Source organism: uncultured Roseibium sp., from assembly GCF_947499295.1.
Taxonomy (GTDB): Bacteria; Pseudomonadota; Alphaproteobacteria; order Rhizobiales; family Stappiaceae; genus Roseibium.
The window spans coordinates 76,522-98,410 of the sequence record NZ_CANMNP010000014.1; the positions used below are offsets into that span (position 1 = coordinate 76,522).

Genomic DNA, 21,889 nt, shown 5'->3' on the forward strand with positions numbered 1-21,889 from the left:
ACCAAAAGCCGGTTTGGTGACTTACAATCCGCGAAGATCGACATTCACAAATTTGTGACTCAGGGCACAGCAATCGGTTCGCACTTGCCGTAACGTGAGATCATCAGGGGTGCGAGCTTAAGGATTATTGAAAATGCCCGACGTTACCGCTCAACAGGCCCAGCAACTTATCTCCTTCGCAACCCAGCGCCTTGGCCGGGTGGAAGGCAATGGTGAATGCTGGACACTCGTCAACAACGGTTACCAAAGCGTGGGCTTTATCAAGCCCTCAGGCACTTATGTCTGGGGACGTGTCGTTCAACAGCTAAGCCAGGCTCAGCCTGGAGATGTCTTCCAGTTTACCCGATTTGAAGTCACGACAAGGGTCACGAACTCGGACGGCAGCTGGTCTGAAACTGTCATGAGCCGGGGTGCTCCGAGACACACCGCCATCCTGGAGAGTATTGATGCCAATGGACTGGCCTCCTTCCTGGAAAGCAACGTGACCGAAGATCAGGTCGTTGTTCGCAACAATTTTGGCACCAGGACTTACTCCTCTACCGACGACAATGGTGTCAGAACCTCTGTCACTGTCAGCGGAAGTTTCATCATCTATCGTCCGCAAGTCGCCGCCACACCCTGACGTTCGTGGCCTTTCAAGGGACGATCAGCATGTTCGTCCCCACACCAACAAGAGATAGCAGCAATCGCATATGTGCGGGCGCAACAGCGACACAGCCTTCCGTAGGACTATAGTCCGCGCGCGCAATATGGAAAAAGATGGCACTGCCGCGCCCCTTTACGGCGGGAGACATGTTGCAGTCCAGGACAACGACGACATTGTAAAGCCGGTCCTCGCGCCACATTTTTTCATGGCCGGCGTCAAACGGCAGGTCAACGGGCCTGTTGTAGCGTCTATGCGCCGGGTCATCGCACCAGCCGGAGGATGGCGACAAGGAATAGCACGGCAACTCTGTCGGTGGAGGTAAACCCCTGTCGGGACGATAGTAGACATGGAGCAGTTCGTACCGTCCCGCCGGCGTCGCGCCATCACCCTCTTTTTTCCGTGTCACAATGCCCGATCGGCCAAGCGCACACGGAACCGTGATCTGCCCAACACGCAAAATGCCCTTGGTTCGATCACGCGGGCACGCTCGAACTTCGAGCGTATCTGCCATTTTCCGGTGGGCTGTCATTTGATTTCCGTTCCGTTTAGGCTGCAGGACAGAAGAACTTGATAAACCAGCCTTAAACCCCGCGTGAAGAAGAATTGACGACGCATGGCTTGTATGGCGAGAATTTCCCACGCACATAGAGGCAGCAACACGCATGTGTAGTTTGCACAAATCAGCGTGATCAGTTTTGAAGATTTTTGGCGAGGACCTCGACAATGACCGCCCGCACGATTTTGATAGTCGACGACGATAACGAACTCCGCGAAGCGCTGGTGGAACAGCTTTCCCTTTATGATGAGTTCGAGACCATCCAGGCGGATTCAGCCACGTCCGGTATCGGCCTTGCCAAGGATGAGCATGTTGATCTGCTTCTGATGGATGTCGGGCTCCCGGATATTGATGGCCGTGAAGCTGTTAAGCTATTGCGCAAAAACGGCTTCAAGGCGCCAATCATCATGCTTACGGGCCATGACGGGGACAGCGACACGATCCTTGGGCTGGAAGCCGGCGCAAATGACTATGTCACCAAACCATTCAAATTCGCGGTGCTTCTGGCCCGTGTCCGCGCTCATCTGCGCCAGCACGAGCAGAGCGAAGATGCCACGTTCGCTATTGGCCGCTACTCGTTCCGCCCAGCTGCAAAAGTCATGCAGGATGATGCCGGCGGTAAAGTTCGGCTGACCGAGAAAGAAACCTCCATTCTCAAGTTTCTCTATCGCGCAGGTGAAAAGCCGGTGACCAGAGACGTGCTATTGCATGAAGTATGGGGTTACAATTCCGGCGTCACCACACACACGCTTGAGACCCATATTTACCGGCTGAGGCAGAAAATCGAGCGCGATCCGTCCAATGCCGAGCTTCTCGTGACAGAAGCCGGTGGATATAAGCTTGTGCCCTGAGAGCTATTCGGCGTAAATCTTGGGCATGAGCCTTGCCCAAGATATAGCGATTCTCAAACAAATCCCGATGCTGTCGGACTTCGCTGAGGACCAGTTGCGTCTGCTCGCCTTCAGCGCCGAAAGCATGGAGTATGGCAGCGGCCAGCGCTTGTTCGACCAGGACGAGCGTGCCGATGGCGGGCTCGTGATCACAAGCGGCACTGTAAGTCTGCAAATTCGGGGCGAGGATGGCTTCGACGAAGTCGACCGTGTCGGAGAGGGAACGCTGTTGGGCGAAACCGCGTTGCTGGCAGAAAACAAGCGTCCATGCCGGGCCGAGGCGGTTGAAGGCGTCCGCATCATCCGCATCCGCCGAGCGCTTTTCAAACGTATGATCCAGGAATACCCGGAACTCGCCCAACGTCTCTTCAGCCAGCGCGTCAATCAATTCCGCCACACGGTTTCTGTCCTCCGCCCACTCGGCGACAAGATGGCTGAGCTGGAACAGCTCAACGCGGAACGACGTGTGCGGAATGACGAAAAGAACTCGTGATTTAGTACGAGAGCTTTTTGGAATAGATGTTGAAGGGAATGCCGTGAATTGCCGGAGCAGCACGGACGAACTCGAACCCCATTTTTGTTATCAGCTCTAGCTCTGCACTCATGATTGGTGTTGCGTGAATGGCCACGGAGGAATTTCCATCCCGGCGTGCCCGCCAAATGCAAACTTCGAGCAACCTTCTAGTGAATTCATGCGTGTCTAGGCCCGGAGGCACAAACAAGTACCGAATGAGCGGCACTGACAGATCAAAACAGTCCGGTTTATCGTTCCAAGAAAGTATGAAGTGTACTACTGCAACCGGGCCAATTTCTGTTTCAGCAACATAAGCTTCATGCAGAAATTGATAGCTTGATAGGTTACCAACCCAACTTGAAAACGCCACGGGATCAGTGCAATGACTTTCAAGAGCACTGCAAACTGATCTAGCGATTTTGGCAATGGTCGGCTGATCGCCTATTCGACCTGGACGGATTGTCACCCGCACCTGTTTTATTTCCTGGCCAATGCCGAAACGCTCCACGGCTTCAAAGAAGCCGTGGTGTTAGTGTACGAGCAAGACTTTATAGGTCGCGTTGTTATCAAACCCAAGGGCGGCTTTCGCCCATCGATCCTTCAAAGCTGTCGATCTGCTCTGACTTGGCCATGGTCAGACCAATGTCATCCAGGCCGTTGATCAGGCAGTGCTTGCGGAACTGGTCGATCTTGAAGGCAATGTCACCGCTCTCGAGACCCTGAATTTCCTGCTTTTCCAGATCGATGGTCAAAGTGAAGTTGGACCCGCGCTCAGATGCATGCAGCAGGGTTTCCAACTCGTCTTCGGAAACTTCGATCGGCAGAATGCCGTTCTTGAAGCAGTTGTTGTAGAAGATGTCGGCGAAGGATGTTGAAATCACACAGCGGATGCCGAAGTCGAGAAGAGCCCAGGGAGCGTGCTCACGGGACGATCCGCAACCGAAATTATCACCTGCGATCAAGATCTTGGCGTCGCGATAAGCGGCCTTGTTCAGGATGAAATCAACGTTCTCAGAACCATCGTCATTGGTACGCATTTCATGGAACAATGCGGTTCCAAGGCCGGTGCGCTTGATCGTCTTCAGAAATTGCTTCGGAATGATCATGTCCGTGTCGATGTTGATGATTGGCATCGGTGCCGCAACACCGGTCAGGGTTTCGAATTTTTCCATCTTTGTCTCCTGAATGGTCAGGCCGGAAGCATCACCTCAAGCCGCAAGGCTTGTGGTCTGATCAACTCCGAGCATCAGATTGAGGTTCTGGACGGCGGCGCCTGATGCGCCTTTGCCCAAGTTGTCGTAAACGGCAATGATCGCAGCTTGCGCGCGCGCATCATTGGCAAAAACGTGAAGGCGTAACCGGTTGGTGTCGTTGAGCGCTTGCGGATTGAGCTCGTCTGAGCGCTCCAGCGCGTCCAGAGGCGCAACATCGACGAAGCCACCGGAAGCACCGGCATAATGGTCGCTCAAAGCTGCGTGGATTTCCACACCAGTCGGCACCTTGTCGAGTGCTGCCAGGTTTAGCGGCACGACCGTCAGCATACCTGTGTAATAGTTTCCGACCGTTGGCGTGAACAGGGGCGCTCTGTCGATCAGCGCATATTCGGTCATTTCCGGAAGATGCTTGTGATTGAAGCCAAGCCCATAGGGCGCAAGCACATTGGCACTGACACCCAGGCTGTCATATTCGGCGATCATGCCTTTGCCGCCGCCCGAATACCCGGAAATTCCATGGAAATTGACCGCAAAGTCGGACGGAAGCAGATCCGCTGCGACCAAGGGCCGTATGGATGCGATCAGACCTTGAGGCCAGCATCCGGGATTGGCAACACGCATGGAAGCGGCGATGGCGTCGCCTTGTGCCCGGTCCATTTCCGCAAAACCATATGCCCAGCCTTCGGCGACCCGATGAGCGCTCGAGGCATCGATCACACGCGTGGTGTCGTTTTCAATCAGCGTCACGCTTTCCTTTGCCGCCGCATCCGGCAGGCAAAGGATCGCGACATCGGCTTTGTTGAGGAAATCAGCGCGCGCCGCAGGATCCTTCCGGTTTTCTTCCGGAATGGAGAGCAGTTCCAGGTCACCGCGCATGGCTAGGCGCTCACGGATTTGCAGACCCGTTGTACCGACTTCACCATCTATGAATACGCGCGCAACCATCGCCCGATCCTCTCCTTAACTAGCGGTTTCCCGAAAATCGCCCTGCGTCATACACCCAATCGCGCGGCTTGTCACCGTTCCGGCGCACTAGAAGAGCTCAACGAGCCCTTGAGTGATACTCATCATTTGGCCGCATGTCGGTTGCCGCCGCGACGCGGTTGGTCATGTTGAAGAAGGCCGTAACCGAAGCGATGTCCCATATATCCCGATCCGAATAGCCGGCATCCCGCAACCCCTGCCGGTCCCTCTCCAGGATCTCCGCAGGCCGCTCCGTCAGTTTGACCGCAAAATCGAGCATTGCCCTTTGTTTCTCCGATAGATCGGCAACACGGTAATTCATCACCATCAATTCGCCGAGTTCCGGATCTCCCGACAATTCGCGCACAGCACAGCCATGGGCGGTCAGGCAATAAAAACAGTGATTGACGGACGATACCGCAACGGCAATCATCTCTCTATCAAGCTTGGAGAGACCGCTCTCGCTGAGCATGAGGTCGTTATACATGTCCGTGAAGGCGCGCAGTTTGGTTTCGTCAAATGCATAAGCTTTGAGAACATTGGGCACCAGACCCAGCTTCTCCTCGCATAATTCGAAATATGCCTGCGTTTTTTCACTTAATGTTTCAATTGAATCGATTCGCAAGGCCGTGACTTTACTTGACAATTTACCCCTCCCGTCATGAAAACTTTCAGGTCGCCTGAATATGAACTTAAGTCTTAGAAGCAGCGCGCGACAGAGCCAAACCAAAAGATCGCCTAAGGGGATGGAAAATGCCGGACAAACACGACGTCGAGAAACTGAAACTCATCGACGCTGTCCACACCACCTTGAACAAAGAGGACCCTGACCTCGCGGAATTTTCCAACGCGTTTTACGACCGCGCCGCGGCGGAGGATGTGGTTGCCTACTCCAGTGAAGAACTCACTGCCTTCGTCAAGGATGCCTGGCAGGACTTCCAGACCCACGAACTCGGCACGCACCGGGTCAAACTTTCAGATCCCGCCTTCAAGGCGGCCGGCAACAAGGCCAGCGAACTCACCGTCATCGAAATTGTCAATGACAACATGCCGTTTCTGGTCGATTCGGTCATGGATGAGCTGCAGGAAAGCAAGCTCGAGGTTCACCTTGTTCTCCACCCGATCTTCATCGTTGAACGCGACGATGATGGAAAACTTCTTTCCGCGGTTGCCCGCAAAAAACCGGCAAAGCGCAAGGACCGCCAGGAAAGCCTGATCCATATTCATGTTACCCGTATCGATTCCGACAAGGCGCGTCAGGCCCTGAAGGACAGACTTGATGCGGTTCTGAATTCCGTTCGTTCGGTCGTTACCGACTTCAAGCCGATGCAGGAGCGTCTTGCCGAAGCAATCGACACATACAAAACCACGCAGATCCCCGGAAGCAGCGACGAACTCTGGGAAGCCATCCATTTCCTTGAATGGATGGAGAATGACAATTTCATTTTCCTCGGGATGCGCGAATATACGTTCGAGGGTGGCGTCGAGGAAGGCGAGCTTTCGCCCCATGAAGGAACCGGCCTTGGATTGTTGACCGACCCGGATGTGCGGGTTCTGCGGCGCGGCTCTGAATTTGTGCAGATAACTCCGGAGATTCGAGAGTTCTTGAACAAACCGGAGCCGCTTATCATTGCCAAGGCCAATGTGAAGAGCAACGTGCACCGGCGCGTTCACATGGATTATGTCGGCGCCAAACTCTATGACGACGACGGCAATATGATCGGTGAGTTGCGGATTGTCGGCCTCTTCGCGTCAACCGCCTATACCGAGCCCACCAACACAATTCCCTTCCTGCGCCGCAAGGTCGCCAGCGTTCTCGCCCGCGCCGGATATGGCTCGGAAAGCCATTCAGGACGAGCGCTGCGCAACGTTCTGGAAGCTTATCCGCGCGACGAGCTCTTCCAGATCGATCGCGACCTGCTGTTCAGTTTTGCCATTTCGATCCTCCAGCTGGACGAGCGCCCGCGCATCCGCGTCCTGTCACGACCGGACAAATTCGATCGCTATGTCTCGATCCTGGTTTTTGTCCCGCGTGATCGCTACACGACCGAAGTGCGCCTGAATGTCGGCACCTATCTGGCCACTGTCTATGAAGGCCGTGTGTCCGCCTGGTACGTCACTTATCCTGAAGGACCGCTCGCGCGCGTTCATTACATTGTCGGTCGGGACAAGGGCGAGACACCGGAACCACCTCAGGAAGAACTGGAAACTGCAGTCGCCGACATGATCCGGACATGGTCCGACAGTGTCCGTGACGCGCTCAAGCAGGAGTTCGCGCCCGCAAAGGCACGTTCGCTGGCGGACCGCTACGCATTGTCGTTCCACGGCGGCTACAAGGAAGTTTACAACGCGCAGTCCGCGCTGCTCGACATCGTCAAGCTGGAAACACTGACGGATGAGCACAACACGACCATCACCTTTCACAGATTGAAGGGATCCAAGGACAACAGGTTGTCGCTGAAGGTTTATCACAGCGGTTCTCCGATCCCCTTGTCTGCCCGCGTGCCGCTTCTGGAAAACATGGGGTTCCGTGTCATCAACGAGCGAACCTACCGCGTCACGCCCGCCGACCTTGGCATGTCATATCTGCATGAGATGACCCTGGAGGCACAGGCAGGGGAGTCCTTTCAAGTCGGCGACGAACTCCAGTCGCGCCTCGAAAGCATGTTCATGGCAGTCTGGTCCGACCGGGCCGAAAACGACGGCTACAACCGATTGGTCCTGACGGCGGATCTGGCCTGGCGTGACATCGCGGTCATTCGCGCCCTGTCCAAATATCTCAGGCAGGCAGGAGTTCGTTTCTCCGAAGACTATATGTGGGGCACTTTGAACCGGTATCCGGCCATTGCCGGCAAGCTGGTCGAGCTGTTTCACTTGCGGTTCAATCCCGATGTCACTGAAAAGGATCGCACCAACGGCACCAAACGCCTCGAGGACGAGCTGACAAGCAGCCTGGAAGACGTTTCCAGCCTCGATGACGATCGTATCTTGCGCCGTTTCCAGAACGCGATTGAATCGATCCTGCGAACCAATTTCTATCAGCTGGATGAGGCCGGTCTGCCGAAATCCACTTTCGCGTTCAAGGTCGACAGCCGGTCGATCGACGATCTGCCGAAGCCGCGCCCCTACCGTGAAATCTTCGTTTACAGCCCGAGGGTCGAAGGGGTTCATCTGCGTTTCGGCATGGTCGCGCGCGGTGGTCTGCGCTGGTCCGACAGACCTCAGGATTTCCGCACCGAGGTGCTTGGCCTCGTCAAGGCACAGCAAGTGAAAAACGCGGTGATCGTTCCGGTCGGTGCAAAGGGTGGCTTCCTGCCCAAGAGACTGCCTCCTATGAGCGATCGTGAAGCCTGGTTCACTGAAGGCACCGAGAGCTACAAGATCTTCATCAATGCGCTTCTGGACGTCACCGACAACCTGGGAGAAGACAGCATTCTGCCGCCGGAACGTGTTCAGCGCTTCGATGGTGACGACCCTTATCTCGTCGTTGCCGCCGACAAGGGCACGGCGACATTTTCCGATACGGCCAACGGCATTTCCGAAGGACGGAATTTCTGGCTTGGCGATGCCTTCGCATCCGGTGGTTCTGCCGGATATGACCACAAGAAAATGGGCATTACTGCCCGCGGCGCCTGGGAGGCTGTCAAACGGCACTTCCGGGAAATGAACAGGGACATTCAGAACGAGCCCTTTACAGCTGCAGGCGTGGGAGACATGTCGGGCGACGTCTTCGGCAACGGAATGCTGCTGTCAAAGGCAACCAAACTTGTGGCCGCATTCGATCACAGGGATATTTTCATTGATCCCGATCCGGACCCGGCCAAGACCTGGGACGAACGCAAGCGTTTGTTCGACATGGGCCGCTCCTCCTGGAAGGACTACAATCAGGACCTGATATCCAAAGGCGGCGGGATCTTCTCGCGTCAGCTGAAATCCATACCTCTGTCACCGGAAATTCAGAAGCTTCTTGACCTTCAGGTTGCCAGCGCAACGCCGCAGGAAGTCATGATGGCCATCCTGAAAATGGAAGTTGACCTGCTCTGGTTCGGCGGGATCGGCACCTATATTCGCGCCACGACGGAGACCGATGCCGATGCCGGCGACCGGGCGAATGATCCGATCCGCATCACAGCACCGGAACTTCGCACCAAGGTGATCGGAGAAGGCGCGAACCTTGGACTGACCCAACTGGCTCGCATCGAATTCAACAAGAAGGGCGGACGCTGTAATTCCGACGCCATCGACAATTCCGCCGGTGTGAACTCCTCCGATATGGAGGTCAATATCAAGATTGCGTTCGGTGCCGCCGTGAAAGCCGGCAAGTTGAACATCGAACAGCGCAATGAACTCCTGGCCGAGATGACCGATGAAGTCGCGGATCTGGTCTTGCGGAACAACTATCTGCAAACCCTCGCGATCTCCATGACCCATCTCCGCGGGATGGAAGATTTCGGTTTCCAGGTCCGCATGATGCGCCAGCTTGAACAGGCCGATCTTCTGGACCGGGTTGTCGAGCAATTGCCTGATGAGGCCACGCTCGATGAAATGCGCAAGGCGGGTCAGCTGCTGACACGTGCCGAGCTAGGTGTGCTCCTGGCTTATGCCAAGCTCACGCTTTACGACGCGCTGCTGGAAAGCACGGTTCCCGACGATTCCTATCTTGCCCGCGAGCTTTTCCGTTATTTCCCGGACCAGATGGCGGAGACCTACAAAGACGAGATCAACGGACACCGTCTGCGCCGCGAGATTATCGCAACCATGCTGGCGAACTCGATGATCAATCGTGGCGGGGCGACCTTTATCACCCGCCTGCGCGACCAGACCGGCGCGACTGCAACGGAAATCGCTCAAGCCTTCGTTGCAGTCCGCAACAGCTACGACCTGACCGACCTCAATACCGAAATCGATGTTCTCGACACCAAGATCGACGGCGATTTGCAGCTTGAGCTTTATTCCGAAGTGCAGTCCCTGCTGTTGGAACGGGTGGTCTGGTTCAAGCGGAACGTTGCCTTTGACAAAGGGTTGTCCGCAGTTGTGAAGCGTTTCCGGACAGGCATCTCCGCCCTTCGCGGTCGCCTCGAGAGCCTGCTGCCAGAAGAGCCGGGTGCAATTTTGAACCAGCGCACAGCTGACTACATCAGTCGGGGCGTACCGGAAGAGCTTGCAAAACGCATAGCCTGGTTGATCGCCGAGCAAGCAATCCCCGACATCGTCATCGTTTCGGAGGAAACCGGCGCTGATCTCGAAACCGCGGCAACCGCCTATTTCCAGGTTGCACATCACTTCCGGATTGGTGCCATGCACGAACGAACCGACGAACTTGATGTGCGCGACTACTATGACGGGCTTGCTCTCGACCGGGCCAGGGCAACGCTCTTCGGCGCGCATCGCGCGCTCGCGATCCAGGCTGTCAGATCTGGCGGATTTGACGGCTGGCTGGAAGCTCACACTGCCGAAGTCGCGCGCACACAAAGGTCCGTGACCGAAATTCTGGACGGTGCGCTCAGTGTCTCCAAATTCTCGGTAGCCGCAAGCCTGCTTGCAGAGATTTGCGGCACGGCGTGACCTGGAAAGCATGCTAGGACTGAAATGGAACTTGGGCCGGCAGGACTGCTGCCGGCCTTCTTCGTACCGGCACAGGATGCTCTGATGACAACAGCTGCTGACACCGGCACCCTGAAAACCGATCGGCGCGCCGTCCTGTCCTGGGCGCTTTTTGACTGGGCCGCCCAACCATTTTTTACACTGGTCACGACCTTCGTCTTTGCTCCTTATTTTGCCGCCTCTCTCGCCTCCACACCTGCAGAGGGGCAGGCGCTATGGGGCTATGCAACAGCCGCTGCCGGTCTTGGTATTGCCCTTTCAGCGCCAGTGCTTGGGTCAATTGCGGATGCAACAGGCCGGAGAAAACGCTGGATCTTATTGTTCTCCATTCCTTTCCTGATCTGCTGCTCGGCGCTTTGGTATGCCGCTCCGGGCGGTGCCCACAGCATTACGATCGCCTTGGTCGCCTTTGCCATCGGCACGCTTTCAATTGAGGTAGCAACCGTATTCAACAACGCCATGATGCCTTCGCTGGTCCCGGCTGCCAAAATCGGGCGACTGTCGAGTTTCGGCTGGGCAATGGGGTATGTCAGCGGTTTGGTAACGCTGGTCATCGCACTCGGTTTTTTTGCAGCGAGCCCGGAAACCGGCCGGACCCTCTTGGGGTTCGAACCGGTTTTCGGTCTTGATGCGGCCACGCGAGAAGGGGACCGTGCTGTCGGTCCGTTCTCGGTTGTCTGGTTCATCGTCTTTGCGATACCGATGTTTCTGTTCGTTCCAGATGCGCCGAAACGGGCAAAAATCGGTGTCGCGGTCCGCAAGGGTCTATCGGATCTTGGCGAAAGTCTCGCTCAAGCCCGTGCCAACAGAAATATCTTTCTGTTCTTGCTCTCCAACATGATTTTCAAGGACGGGCTGGTCGCCTTGTTTGCCTTCGGCGGCATTTATTCAGCGGGGCAGCTCGGCTGGGGATCGATTGAAATCGGGACCTTTGGGATTATTCTGACAATCACGGGCACGCTGGGGCTCCTGCTTGGCGGTCCTATGGATGATCGCTTCGGGGCCAAACTTGTCATTTTGTTTTGCCTGATCGTCTTGATGATCTGCGGTCTTGGGATGATCTCTGTCGACAAGACCACTGTCTTTTTCGTGATCAAGTCAGAGCCTGCACCGGAAGGCGCACTGTTCGCTTCCCTGCCCGAACAGGTCTTCATTGTGCTGGGCGCTATCATCGGTGCCGTTTCCGGTCCGCTTCAGGCATCCTGCCGCAGCCTTTTGATCCGGTTGGCGCCGCATGAACACATGACGCAGTACTTCGGGCTTCTGGCATTGTCCGGCAAGGTCACAAGCTTTCTCGCACCTCTTGCCGTCGGCATCGTGACCGCGATCACCGCCAACCAGGCCACCGGAATGTCAGTTATTCTCGTGTTCTTTTTTGTGGGTCTGGTTCTGCTGACAATGGTCAAAGAAAAACGCGCCGGATGATCTCCGGCGCGTTTTTCTTTGTTGCTGTAATGAGCTTGCCCTAGCCAACCTGGCGGACATTTTCCAGGAAACCCACGACTTCCTGTTTCAGACGATCGGCCTCCTTCTGCAGGACGTCTGCAGAAGCTGAAACCTGCCGCGCCGCATTGCCGGTATCGTCGGCGGACGCGGCGACCTTGACGATGTTCTGTGCAACTTCCTGAGTGCCATTGGAGGCTTCCTGAATGTTGCGGGCGATCTCGTTGGTCGCAAGGCCCTGCTGCTCAACGGAGGATTCAATGCTTGAAGAAATCTCGTTTATCTTCTCGATGGTTTCCGAGATCCCCTTGATGGCTTCAACCGAACCAGCCGTCTCTGTTTGCACAGACTGGATCTGTAGCGAGATTTCTTCCGTTGCCTTGGCTGTCTGGTTGGCCAGTTCCTTGACCTCTGCCGCCACAACCGCAAAACCTTTGCCCGCTTCTCCCGCCCGCGCAGCCTCAATTGTTGCGTTAAGCGCGAGAAGGTTGGTCTGTTCTGCGATGTCGGTGATCAGCTTGACCACTTCGCTGATACGGTTGGCCGCCTGGGCAAGTCCTTCGATCTTCGCGTTGGTCACCTGTGCCTGCTCAACAGCATGTGAAGCAATCTCAGTCGATTGTCCCATTTGTCGGGTGATTTCGCCGACCGACGCCAACAGCTCTTCTGCTGCCGAGGCAACGGTTTCCACGTTGGACGATGCCTCCTCTGAGGCCGCTGCCACGGTGGTACTCTTTTCGCTGGTATCGTCCGCACCGGCCGTCAGAGTGACGGAGGCAGAATTCAGATCCTGCACCTGGCTCATCACTGTTTCGGTCAACTCGGAGATTTGACGGTCAAAATTCTGGGACAGATCGCTGATCCGTTCGGCACGCGCCAACTGTTGACGTTGTGCCTCTTCCTGTTCCGCCGTCAAGGTTTCGGCTTGCTGGGCTTTTTCACGGAAAACTTCCAGGGCCTTGCTGATTTCACCGATTTCGTCGCTGCGCTCAGTACCGTGGATCGGCTCGTCGTATCGACGGTCGATCAGAGCCTGAATGCTGCGCACGGACTGTTCGAGCGGACGGCGCACAATTGCGTTGCCGACCAGATAAATGGATAGCGCAACGACCAGAAGCAGGACGGCTCCGACGGCCAAAATCATGGTCAGAATTTGCGTTGAAGCCGCATTCAGTGTCTCAAGTGGGACACTCACGACAACAGCAAGTTTCGAACCGGTTTCTCCGATCGGAACAGGCACCACGATGCGATGAACATCCGCGCCAAGGGAATTGGAGTATCCCTGATAGTCGAACCGGTTACCGCTCTCAACGGCTGCGAGCAACTGATCCTGGTGCGCCAGATCGGTATCCGAGCGGCCCTCTGACCAGTTCTTGCCGAGCACAGCAGGATCAGGATGCGCGATCCAGACACCATTTTGCGAGAGAAGGTGAACCGACCCCGAGCCAAGCGGTTTCTGCTGAGCAAGAACGTCCGACAGCGGTGTCAGCAGGATGTCGCCTCCGGCAACACCGATCACTTTGTTTTCGTTGAAAATCGGTATGCTGAACGAAACGCCGGTGACCGTCTTGCCGTCTGCTTCCCAGCTGTAAGGCTCGGTCACGTAGTCCTTACCGGAGACATAGGCACCATTGAACCAGAGTTCGGCGGGATCGCTTGTGTCACCAACATCAATTTCCTCAATCGGGCGATAGGCAAGCGTGCCATCTGCCTTGCGGAAGAAATACGGCTGCCATTCACCACCGGCAGCCCATTTTTCGTTGCCTTTGAATTCAGCGTCTTTTCCGTCGAGCTGGTCTCCTGTGACCACACCCCAGGCGCCGGAAAGATCCTTGTTGGTGAAGGCAAGATTTTCGACCACCGAATTCCAGGCTTCACGGTCGACAGCGCCGGCGTTCTTCAAACCACCAAGGGCACTGGCCAAGGCTTGCGCAGATTTCAGCCCCTTCTCAAGGCCACGTTGAACAAACTCTGCCTGTTCACGTGCGACCGTTTCGGCTTCTGTCCGAGCCAGCTTGCCGGTCACATTTGAGGCTTGCCAACCGATGGCTGTGATACCGATAGCCAGGGCGACCGTCATGGCCACAGCGCTGGCACCGATGAGCTTCGTGGTGACCTTCGCTTTCTTAAACACCAATATTCTCCGCGAATCGAAAGGCGGCAGATAAGGTCTGCCGGGATGATCACGAAGTTACAATCCGGGAGTTAACAAGGTCTTCAGAGACTGAAGTAAATCAGAAGACCTTTTGTCAATTTTTACAGGATTTTTATTTAGTTAGACTGCGTAGCACAGTATTAGTGTCGAAAATGTCGCATGCCAGTCATCACCATGGCGAGCCCGGCTGCATCCGCCGCTGCAATGACATCGTCATCGCGCATGGATCCTCCCGGCTGGATAACCGCGGTGGCTCCGGCTTCTGCCGCGGACAGCAGTCCATCGGCAAACGGGAAAAATGCATCGGACGCGACAACGCAACCATTGGTGAGCGGTTCGGAGAGCCCGGCAGCTTCGGTCGCATCAAGCGCCTTTCGCGCTGCGATCCGCGCCGAATCCACCCGGCTCATCTGACCGGCACCGACACCGACAGTTGCGCCATCCCTGGCGTATACGATCGCGTTGGATTTGACATGCTTCGCGACTCTGAATGCGAATTTCAGATCTGCCAGTTCCTGATCGCTCGGAGCGCGTTTGGTGACGACTTTCAGATCGAGATCATCGACCACACCATTGTCACGGGATTGCACCAGCAGACCGCCTGCGACCGACTTGACGTAGAGACCTTCGGCACGCGCATCCGCAAGACCGCCCGTTGTCAGGAGACGCAGGTTCTTTTTGGCCGATATGATCTCACGCGCAGCATCGTCGGCATCCGGAGCGATAATGACTTCGGTGAAGATTTTGACAATTTCTTCCGCCGCGGCGGCATCAAGAACCTTGTTCATTGCGACAATGCCGCCAAAGGCAGAGACAGGATCGCAGCGAAGAGCCTTTTCATAGGCCTCCTTAAGGTCTGCACCCTCTGCAACACCGCACGGATTGGCATGTTTGATGATTGCAACAGCGCTTGTGCGCGCCGGATCAAACTCACTGACCAATTCGAAGGCCGCATCGGTATCGTTGATATTGTTGTAGGAAAGGGTCTTGCCCTGAAGTTGCCGCGCGGTCGCAACGCCCGGACGTTTTTCTCCGGTCTTGTAGAACCCCGCCGTCTGATGCGGGTTCTCGCCATACCTCATGACCTCGGCAAGCGAGCCGCCAACTGCCCGGTGTGCCGGTGTTGCTTCTTCCAGCTGATCAGCCATCCAGTTGGAAACCGCAGCATCGTATGCAGCCGTGCGGGCAAATGCCTTGAGGGCCAGTTTTTTGCGCAAACTTAGCGGCGACTGACCGCCATTCGTGTCCAGTTCGGTAATAACTGTTTCATAATCGGCCGGATCGGTCACGACCGTGACATAGGCATGGTTCTTGGCGGCGGCACGGGTCATTGCGGGACCGCCGATATCAATGTTTTCAATACCGGTTGCATAATCGGCGCCCGAGGCAACCACGTCTTCGAACGGATAGAGGTTACCGCAGAACAGATCAATCCCGCTAATGCCGTGCTCGCCCATGGCTAACTGATGGTCGTTGTCATCGCGAATGGCCAGCAGGCCGCCATGCACCATCGGATGAAGTGTCTTGACCCGGCCATCCATGATTTCCGGAAAACCGGTCACCTCAGATATGTCCAGCACATCCAGACCTGCGTCTTTCAACGCCTTGTAGGACCCGCCTGTGGAAACCAGTTCGACGCCGCGCTCTGCCAACGCCTTTGCGAAATCGACAAGGCCTGACTTGTCGAAGACGGAAAGGAGGGCGCGCTTAACGGAAACCAGTTCAGGAACGGGAACGGCTTTGGACACAATGGCCATGAATATGCCTCGCGATTGGGACAGTCTGGGAAAGTTGCCGTCGCCCTATCACGTCTTCGGTCAAATCGAAAGCTGCTTGCTTGGCTAATGTGCCTATTCTTCCAGTGGAAGTTCACCGACCTCATCGAAATCGCTGGTGCCTCTGCGGCTCAGCTTGGCAGTGGCCGTCTTACGGAATTGCCACCCGACGGAAGGCGGTGCCAACAGCGCACCCGCGACAACAATCTGCTCATTCTTTCGATGACCGTATACATCCGACAGATAAATGCTCTCTTCCAGGACGATTTCACTGCCCGGAGCCTCGAATTCCCAAGCTTCACCGTCCCGGCACACAAGCAGGGCGGCCGACCCTCCCCTGATGAGCGATGTACGCAACGATGGGTGAAGGTGAAACCGGATGGCAAACGCGTGTTCCGGGTCGACATTGCCGATTGCCGAGAATGTGTCCAACCCGTCCAGCACCGTGCCATCCGCAGAAAGACTGACATCGCGTTTGTGCAGAACCCGGAATTCGGCAGCGTACCCGTCATGGGATGCGGAAATCCGGCTGCCGGCCCTGTCGTCCTCCCGCTCTACGGGAACATTCACCGGGCCTGAAAGGATCGGGGCGCCAAGCAGATGGCCGAAGGGCTTTTCGGACAGGAAGCGGCTGGAGGACGTATCCTCGATCGTTGCAGTGGAGTGGGCTGCGGTCGAGCGGCTCACCTTGCGCCATAGGGGATTGGATTTCGGTGAGACGCCGCAATTGACGACGATGCGGTTGGTCGCAGAAGAAAACTCAAGCGAAAGACAACCCGCGTGGGCGTCGCCAGAAACGCTCAAGGCCGGTGCCGGACCGGTATCCAGAAGTACGACCGATGAACCGCCACTGAGCCTTTGATATCCCGAATGAGGAGCGTTGACTGGTGGCGCTCCACGCGCATCGTCATAAGCCAGGATTGTTGCCACCAGATCGCCCGGAGTTGATCCCATGCCATTGAAATGCGCCAACGCGCCATCACCGTGGCGGAAGAAACGCAACAGGGGCATCATCCGGTCGACCGATTGCAGCATGGCCGGAGGCATCTCCAACCCTTGAGCGACAAAAGCCTGCCGAACAGGGAGAAGGTCGGCCAGAATATCGATCAAGGCCCTTGGATTGCGCGATATGTGACCGCCGTCAGGCAGTATCTGCCTGTTCAGCTCATGCTCCAGGCGGCGGATACTCTGACGGGCGAAGCGTCCTTGCCCGGCCATGGAGATGCAGGCCGATGCAATGGCCAGCGCCGCATGAAGCCGTTCAACGCCATCATCGGTCTCATTGATGGTCTGGCGGAGAAATCGAACCTGACGTGCAAGCGACTTGACGAAACTGCGATAGAAATCGTGGTCACCATCCTGCAGGATGAAGGGTGAATGCGCGAGCCATGACAGAATACGGCGAGTCACAACCCGTGCCTCCCAGCCGATCTCATGCCAGCGTCCGCTGTATTTGATCCAATCCTCGACCAGGGCGCGTGCATTTTGCCGGGCAATCTGACTGTCGGCGGCCCGCAGATCCCTTAACCAGCCGAAGCTGTGCAGTTCACGCTGCCAATCTTCATGCACGGCTTTCAGTTCGAAAGGTGATTTGCCCTGAGTTTCCACCAGGTGCCCGGAGAAAAGAAACCGTCCGCCGTAGATATCGGTCGCATTGGTCGCGTCAGCGGTCCGCAAATCCTGGGGCGCAATTAGAAGCCGCGCAGGCACAGACGAAAACGGCTGCATGCGAAACAGCGGTCCGCCATGCATCCATTTCAGGGAGCGTTGCCAAACATGCAGGGCCACAAGACGCCAGATCCGGCTTCTTTCATTGAGGCTTGCGATATTCACCAAACCATCTCCAACACCGATGGTTCACGCGCGACGATGATACTCTCCGATCACAAACTGAAGAAACGGATCGTTAAGGTTAGCATTTCATTTAGGGAATCATTGCAAGTGAACAGTTTATGCCACGTTAAGACCGTCTGAATCTGGCACCGAAAAATCCATCCATTCCCAATGTTTCCGGTGTTTCACCAGCCTCGTAACACGGCAGGCAACGCAAATAGCCCTCAGCGGTGACGCATTTGGTAAGTCCACCGATTTCAACGGCGTCAATTTCGACAACCTCAATTTTCCCGGCTTGCCGCGCAAGGAACGCGCTTACCTGTGCTTCCCCTTCTGCTGGTTCAAGGGAACAGGTGCAATAGACAATCAGCCCACCAGGTTTGACCCAGTCGACCACTCGATCCAACAGCTCGGCTTGAATTTCCGATAACTTTTCAATGTCATAAGGCTTCTTGATCCAGGGAACATCCGGATGCCGCCTGATGGTGCCGGTTGCGCTGCAAGGCGCGTCGAGCAAGACAGCGTCGAATGGCTCAGACGGTTCATAACGTCGAAGGTCCGAGGCAACGGTTGAGACCGACAATCCCAACCTCTGCATATTTTCCGAAAGCCTCTTGAGCCGGCTTTTGGAGATATCGATTGCCGTGACATTGGCTCCCGCAGCTGCAAGCTGCGCTGTCTTGCCCCCAGGTGCCGCACACAGATCAGCAACATTCAAGCCAGCAACATCCCCAAGCAGCCGCACTGGAAGTGCAGCGGCGACATCTTGAACCCACCACGCACCGTCGCCGAACCCTTCCAGGGCCTCAACGGCACCTTTCTTGACAAGACGCACGCTGCCTGCACCGACAGGAACCCCCTCCAGGCGCTGCACCCATTCGGCTGAGTCACCCTTGACGGACAGATCCAGCCCAGCTTCCCTTTGATGTGCACTGGATATCTTGCGCGCCAGGTCTTCGCCATAGGCCTCCTGCCAAGTGGTCCAGAGCCAATCCGGAGTGTTGAGACGTTCGGCGTCAAGTTCGTCTGTGACATCGGCGCGTTCACGCCCAAGGCGGCGCAAGACACCGTTCACCAGCCCTTTGTAGGGCCGAGCCCGGCGATCCAGGCCCGCATGGTCGACCGCCAACGAAACTGCGGCCCTGTCCGGCACATCAAGGAAAAGCATCTGGGCGATGGCAACATGAAGGATGTCGAGAACCCGGCCTGTTTTTTCAGGAATATCCCGGTCCAGTAGCCTGGTCAGAATTTCGACGATCTCGCCCCTGTGTCTCAGGCTCGCTACGACGATGGCACGCACCAGGGACCTGTCGTTGCCGGCAAGCGCACGAAAACCGGAATGGCCTGACTGCGTGTCCAGCTCTCCATCCAGCGGGCGTTTCTTGTGAACCACGTTGCCCAGAATATCAGCGGCGACCTTGCGCGCAGCAAAGCCCGGCTTGTCCGCTGTCTGGCTTCCATCACTGGCAGCAGGTTTACGATTGTTATTCGGCTGTCTCGTCAAGTCATCTTACCATGTTCAGGAAAACCAAGCGCCGCAGGCGGGGGCTCCGGCTGCGGCGCGATATCGCAAGTTTACGGCGCTGAGGGCAGTTGGCAAAGAAGTTTTTAAGAGTTCACGCAGTGCTCAGCCCCAAGGGCCTTTTGGCCTGCGCGGAGAACCTGCCGGTTCGGATCGACCAGATCCGGACCAGGGACCGGATTGCGGAGCCGCGCTACGGCCAAACGACATCCGGCCGCCGGTTCCAAGCCCACCATCGGCAATTTTACGCAATTCGTTGATCCGGTTCTCGGTGTTCGGGTGCGTGGAAAACAAATTATCCATTCGCTCGCCGGACAACGGGTTCATTATAAACATGTGCGCCGTCGCCGGATTTGCTTCCGCATCGGGATTGTGAATCCGTTTCACACCGCCTGCTATCTTGCCAAGTGCAGATGCCAACCACATAGGTTCGCCGCAGATTTCTGCGCCCATTCGGTCAGCTGCATATTCACGCGTCCGCGAAATCGCCATCTGCACGACCATTGCGGCCATCGGAGCAACAATCATCATCAGCAACATGCCGACAATGCCAAGTGGATTGTTCCTGTTGCCGCCAAAAAAGAAAGCAAAATTTGCCAGCATGGAAATGGCGCCGGCGATGGTCGCAGTGATCGTCATGATCAGGGTGTCGTGGTTTTTCACATGGGCCAGTTCATGTGCCATGACGCCAGCAACTTCCTCTGGCGTCAGCATATTCAAAAGTCCAGTGGTTGCGGCAACGGCAGCATTTTGGGGGTTTCGGCCGGTGGCGAATGCGTTCGGCTGTGGGTTGTCGATGATATAAACCTTCGGCATTGGCAGATCCGCATTCTGCGCCAAACGCTGTACCATTCGATAAAAATCGGGTGCTGAACGCTCATCGACCTCTCGCGCATGATGCATGCGCAAGACCATTTTGTCGGCATTCCAATAGCTGAAAAGGTTCATGGCAGCAGCAATAGCCAGGGCAATGATCATGCCTGCCTGGCCGCCGATCATGAAACCGATACCCATGAACAAGGCGGTCATCGCCGCCAAAAGCATTGCTGTGCGAATTTAATTCATCGCCGCCTGTTTCCATTTCCTTGTTCGGTTCGATCCTGGCCCGTCACCGTGCTGTCGTACATCAGTTTCTTTTTCAAGATGGGAACTGCTGCCATTCTTGGCAAGATTGCCCTATAAACACATGACAAAAGCGTAATCCGGATGAACAGGAACCATGACGGACAAACCGGACACAGCGACCGCTGCCTATTCGCAAGCCGACGCCCCTTCCTTGAAGACGGAAATCGAGGCCGTCCCGAGAAAGAGATTTGAGGATCTGCCGCCTGCTGCCCAGCGCGCCCTGATGGAAGCGGAAGCACGACGCAAGAAGATCGATGACAGGCAAGAAGCGATGCCGGAAGAGGTGAACGGCCGCGGAGGATTGGAGCCGACACGCTATGACGATTGGGAGATCAAAGGCCTGACGGTCGACTTCTGATTACTCCCATGTCAGAAACACTTCGCACCATACTTTCGGCGTGGGACGGCAAGGACACCGGCGAGCTGGAGGACCTTTTCGAAGGGGAACGGTCCAATCCGGTTTTTCTCCAGGCTCTGATCGGACTGTGCGAGATCGTGGACTGCCAGCGCGGTGCCACCTGGCTTCTCAAGCACCACTTTGATCTGAAAGGTGCGCCGCTTCCTGAAGACCTCACACGACAACATCTCGGCTCGCTCTCCACAATCACGCATTGGGAAGCGAAGCTGCATATTCTTCAGTATTTCGAGAGGCTCCAGTTGGCGCTGGTGCCCCAGAAAGAACTCGAAAGATTTGTTAAAAGCGGAACGCGCAGCGACAACAAGTTTGTACGGGCATGGGCCTACTATGACCTTGCCGTTCTGGCACTTGCATATCCTGAATTGACCAGCCAAGTCCGTAATATCTTGACGGCTGCCCGCGACATTGAAACTGCCGGATCGGTCAGGGTTCGTATTCGCAAGGCGCTCGAAAAACTGGGTGAATAAGTCAGGCTGCGTCGAGAGCGCGCACTTCAGCAGCAATCGCTTTTGCCAGGCTCGCCTGCGGAGCAGCCTCAAAGTGAACGGCATCAATGTCGCTCACGGAAATCACGCTGGACGTATCAAAAAACCCAACGCCATATTCCTCTGCGATTTGTCGGTAAACGCCTGCGATCAGTTTCGATTGCTCTCCGCCGTGGGCATTTGAATAGATGCCGGCAAATTCCTTTCCAGTGAAGTCACCCAGTGCCGGTGGTGCCATCAACAGCACTTTCGGAGCTCGACCCTCGACATCATCCGTCGCACGGGTCGCAGCGAAGAGGATCCTGCCCATGGCACGTCCAATTGCATCCGCGCTCATGCAGAAACGGTCCTGCAGATCGTTCGTCCCCAGCATGATGGTCATGATGTCGATGGGCATGTGGGTTTTGCGAACGCCGTCCAGATGCGCCAGCCCGTTCTTGTCACCGCGCACAGGGTCTTCGAACACGGTCGTGCGGCCATTTATCCCTTCTTCAACCACGTAATATCGGTGACCCAGCTCTTTTTGCAGCAAACGCGTCCAGCGGATGTCGTGCCCGAAACGGGACTTGTCGGCCGGATTGAATCCCCATGTGAGCGAATCTCCGAAACAAACGACGGTCTTAGGCTGTTCAGTCACGAAAAAGGCTCCCCGGGCTCAATTATTTTCTGGCCAGATCAGAGCAAAACCTTTGCCATTAAACAAGCAATTCTTGTCCGCCAGCCCGGCACGCGAAACAAGTCAAACC

18 protein-coding genes are annotated in these 21,889 nt (G+C 56.0%); 7 read left to right on the forward strand and 11 right to left on the reverse strand.

From position 1 onward, the window contains the following. The first annotated feature begins 133 nt into the window (after nucleotides 1–133). Nucleotides 134–622, forward strand: coding sequence for a hypothetical protein (locus Q0835_RS20175; protein ID WP_298816958.1), 489 nt, complete (start codon nucleotides 134–136; stop codon nucleotides 620–622). A gap of 13 nt (nucleotides 623–635) precedes the next feature. Here the strand turns inward: Q0835_RS20175 and Q0835_RS20180 are convergent, their stop codons facing one another. Continuing rightward, nucleotides 636–1,175 carry a L,D-transpeptidase family protein gene (locus Q0835_RS20180; RefSeq protein WP_298963941.1) on the reverse strand — a complete coding sequence of 180 codons (540 nt, stop codon included), beginning with the start codon at nucleotides 1,173–1,175 and terminating at the stop codon, nucleotides 636–638. Nucleotides 1,176–1,369: 194 nt separating this feature from the next. Here Q0835_RS20180 and Q0835_RS20185 point away from each other — a divergent pair, with 194 nt between their 5' ends. Together Q0835_RS20185 and Q0835_RS20190 are read left to right on the forward strand one after the other, a co-directional pair. Next, nucleotides 1,370–2,053, forward strand: coding sequence for a response regulator transcription factor (locus Q0835_RS20185; protein WP_152499314.1), 684 nt, complete (start codon nucleotides 1,370–1,372; stop codon nucleotides 2,051–2,053). Nucleotides 2,054–2,078: 25 nt separating this feature from the next. Next, entirely contained in the window at nucleotides 2,079–2,585 is a 507-nt protein-coding gene (locus Q0835_RS20190; protein WP_298817075.1) for a cyclic nucleotide-binding domain-containing protein, read from the forward strand. 1 nt (nucleotide 2,586) lies between these two features. On the opposite strand, the gene Q0835_RS20195 is transcribed toward Q0835_RS20190, so the two are convergent. The 4 genes from Q0835_RS20195 to Q0835_RS20210 all read right to left on the reverse strand — a co-directional run bounded on the left by Q0835_RS20195 (nucleotide 2,587) and on the right by Q0835_RS20210 (nucleotide 5,429). After that, nucleotides 2,587–3,114, reverse strand: coding sequence for a hypothetical protein (locus Q0835_RS20195; RefSeq protein WP_298963942.1), 528 nt, complete (start codon nucleotides 3,112–3,114; stop codon nucleotides 2,587–2,589). A gap of 58 nt (nucleotides 3,115–3,172) precedes the next feature. After that, entirely contained in the window at nucleotides 3,173–3,778 is a 606-nt protein-coding gene (leuD, locus tag Q0835_RS20200; protein WP_298816950.1) for a 3-isopropylmalate dehydratase small subunit, read from the reverse strand. Between the two features lie 36 nt (nucleotides 3,779–3,814). Beyond that, nucleotides 3,815–4,765, reverse strand: coding sequence for an N-acetyl-gamma-glutamyl-phosphate reductase (gene argC, locus Q0835_RS20205; protein WP_298963943.1), 951 nt, complete (start codon nucleotides 4,763–4,765; stop codon nucleotides 3,815–3,817). A 97-nt stretch (nucleotides 4,766–4,862) separates the two neighbouring features. Beyond that, nucleotides 4,863–5,429, reverse strand: a complete 567-nt coding sequence (locus tag Q0835_RS20210; RefSeq protein ID WP_298816946.1) for a peroxidase-related enzyme — start codon at nucleotides 5,427–5,429, stop codon at nucleotides 4,863–4,865. Between the two features lie 107 nt (nucleotides 5,430–5,536). Here Q0835_RS20210 and Q0835_RS20215 point away from each other — a divergent pair, with 107 nt between their 5' ends. After that, a complete protein-coding gene (locus Q0835_RS20215) occupies nucleotides 5,537–10,348 on the forward strand; it encodes an NAD-glutamate dehydrogenase (protein ID WP_298963944.1) in 4,812 nt (1,603 codons plus the stop codon). A 24-nt stretch (nucleotides 10,349–10,372) separates the two neighbouring features. Beyond that, nucleotides 10,373–11,812, forward strand: coding sequence for an MFS transporter (locus Q0835_RS20220; RefSeq protein WP_366142379.1), 1,440 nt, complete (start codon nucleotides 10,373–10,375; stop codon nucleotides 11,810–11,812). Between the two features lie 40 nt (nucleotides 11,813–11,852). On the opposite strand, the gene Q0835_RS20225 is transcribed toward Q0835_RS20220, so the two are convergent. The 5 genes from Q0835_RS20225 to htpX form a co-directional block, all read right to left on the reverse strand. After that, nucleotides 11,853–13,964 carry a methyl-accepting chemotaxis protein gene (locus tag Q0835_RS20225; RefSeq protein ID WP_298816941.1) on the reverse strand — a complete coding sequence of 704 codons (2,112 nt, stop codon included), beginning with the start codon at nucleotides 13,962–13,964 and terminating at the stop codon, nucleotides 11,853–11,855. 161 nt (nucleotides 13,965–14,125) lie between these two features. After that, nucleotides 14,126–15,742, reverse strand: a complete 1,617-nt coding sequence (purH, locus tag Q0835_RS20230) for a bifunctional phosphoribosylaminoimidazolecarboxamide formyltransferase/IMP cyclohydrolase (protein WP_298963945.1) — start codon at nucleotides 15,740–15,742, stop codon at nucleotides 14,126–14,128. A gap of 93 nt (nucleotides 15,743–15,835) precedes the next feature. Continuing rightward, nucleotides 15,836–17,593, reverse strand: coding sequence for a heparinase II/III family protein (locus Q0835_RS20235; protein ID WP_363324490.1), 1,758 nt, complete (start codon nucleotides 17,591–17,593; stop codon nucleotides 15,836–15,838). 127 nt (nucleotides 17,594–17,720) lie between these two features. Next, the gene (locus tag Q0835_RS20240) at nucleotides 17,721–19,097 is read right to left on the reverse strand and encodes a transcription antitermination factor NusB (protein WP_298963946.1); all 1,377 of its coding nucleotides are present in this window, start codon (nucleotides 19,095–19,097) and stop codon (nucleotides 17,721–17,723) included. A 123-nt stretch (nucleotides 19,098–19,220) separates the two neighbouring features. Beyond that, nucleotides 19,221–20,159: a zinc metalloprotease HtpX gene (gene htpX / locus Q0835_RS20245; RefSeq protein WP_298963947.1), complete on the reverse strand. Its 939-nt coding sequence runs from the start codon at nucleotides 20,157–20,159 to the stop codon at nucleotides 19,221–19,223. Between the two features lie 175 nt (nucleotides 20,160–20,334). Here htpX and Q0835_RS20250 point away from each other — a divergent pair, with 175 nt between their 5' ends. Further along, the gene (locus tag Q0835_RS20250) at nucleotides 20,335–20,598 is read left to right on the forward strand and encodes a DUF1674 domain-containing protein (RefSeq protein WP_298963949.1); all 264 of its coding nucleotides are present in this window, start codon (nucleotides 20,335–20,337) and stop codon (nucleotides 20,596–20,598) included. Between the two features lie 8 nt (nucleotides 20,599–20,606). Next, nucleotides 20,607–21,125 carry a hypothetical protein gene (locus Q0835_RS20255; RefSeq protein WP_298963950.1) on the forward strand — a complete coding sequence of 173 codons (519 nt, stop codon included), beginning with the start codon at nucleotides 20,607–20,609 and terminating at the stop codon, nucleotides 21,123–21,125. A gap of 1 nt (nucleotide 21,126) precedes the next feature. Here Q0835_RS20255 and Q0835_RS20260 read toward each other — a convergent pair whose 3' ends face one another. Then, a complete protein-coding gene (locus Q0835_RS20260; protein ID WP_298963951.1) occupies nucleotides 21,127–21,780 on the reverse strand; it encodes an SGNH/GDSL hydrolase family protein in 654 nt (217 codons plus the stop codon). Between the last annotated feature and the right edge of the window lie 109 nt (nucleotides 21,781–21,889).

Coding starts and splice junctions, on each gene's coding strand:
- Q0835_RS20175 (WP_298816958.1), top strand. CDS start 134: ATGCCCGACGTTACCGCTCAACAGGCCCAGCAACTTATCTCCTTCGCA.
- Q0835_RS20180 (WP_298963941.1), bottom strand. CDS start 1,175: ATGACAGCCCACCGGAAAATGGCAGATACGCTCGAAGTTCGAGCGTGC.
- Q0835_RS20185 (WP_152499314.1), top strand. CDS start 1,370: ATGACCGCCCGCACGATTTTGATAGTCGACGACGATAACGAACTCCGC.
- Q0835_RS20190 (WP_298817075.1), top strand. CDS start 2,079: ATGAGCCTTGCCCAAGATATAGCGATTCTCAAACAAATCCCGATGCTG.
- leuD (WP_298816950.1), bottom strand. CDS start 3,778: ATGGAAAAATTCGAAACCCTGACCGGTGTTGCGGCACCGATGCCAATC.
- argC (WP_298963943.1), bottom strand. CDS start 4,765: ATGGTTGCGCGCGTATTCATAGATGGTGAAGTCGGTACAACGGGTCTG.
- Q0835_RS20215 (WP_298963944.1), top strand. CDS start 5,537: ATGCCGGACAAACACGACGTCGAGAAACTGAAACTCATCGACGCTGTC.
- Q0835_RS20220 (WP_366142379.1), top strand. CDS start 10,373: ATGGAACTTGGGCCGGCAGGACTGCTGCCGGCCTTCTTCGTACCGGCA.
- purH (WP_298963945.1), bottom strand. CDS start 15,742: ATGGCCATTGTGTCCAAAGCCGTTCCCGTTCCTGAACTGGTTTCCGTT.
- htpX (WP_298963947.1), bottom strand. CDS start 20,159: ATGCTTTTGGCGGCGATGACCGCCTTGTTCATGGGTATCGGTTTCATG.
- Q0835_RS20250 (WP_298963949.1), top strand. CDS start 20,335: ATGACGGACAAACCGGACACAGCGACCGCTGCCTATTCGCAAGCCGAC.
- Q0835_RS20255 (WP_298963950.1), top strand. CDS start 20,607: ATGTCAGAAACACTTCGCACCATACTTTCGGCGTGGGACGGCAAGGAC.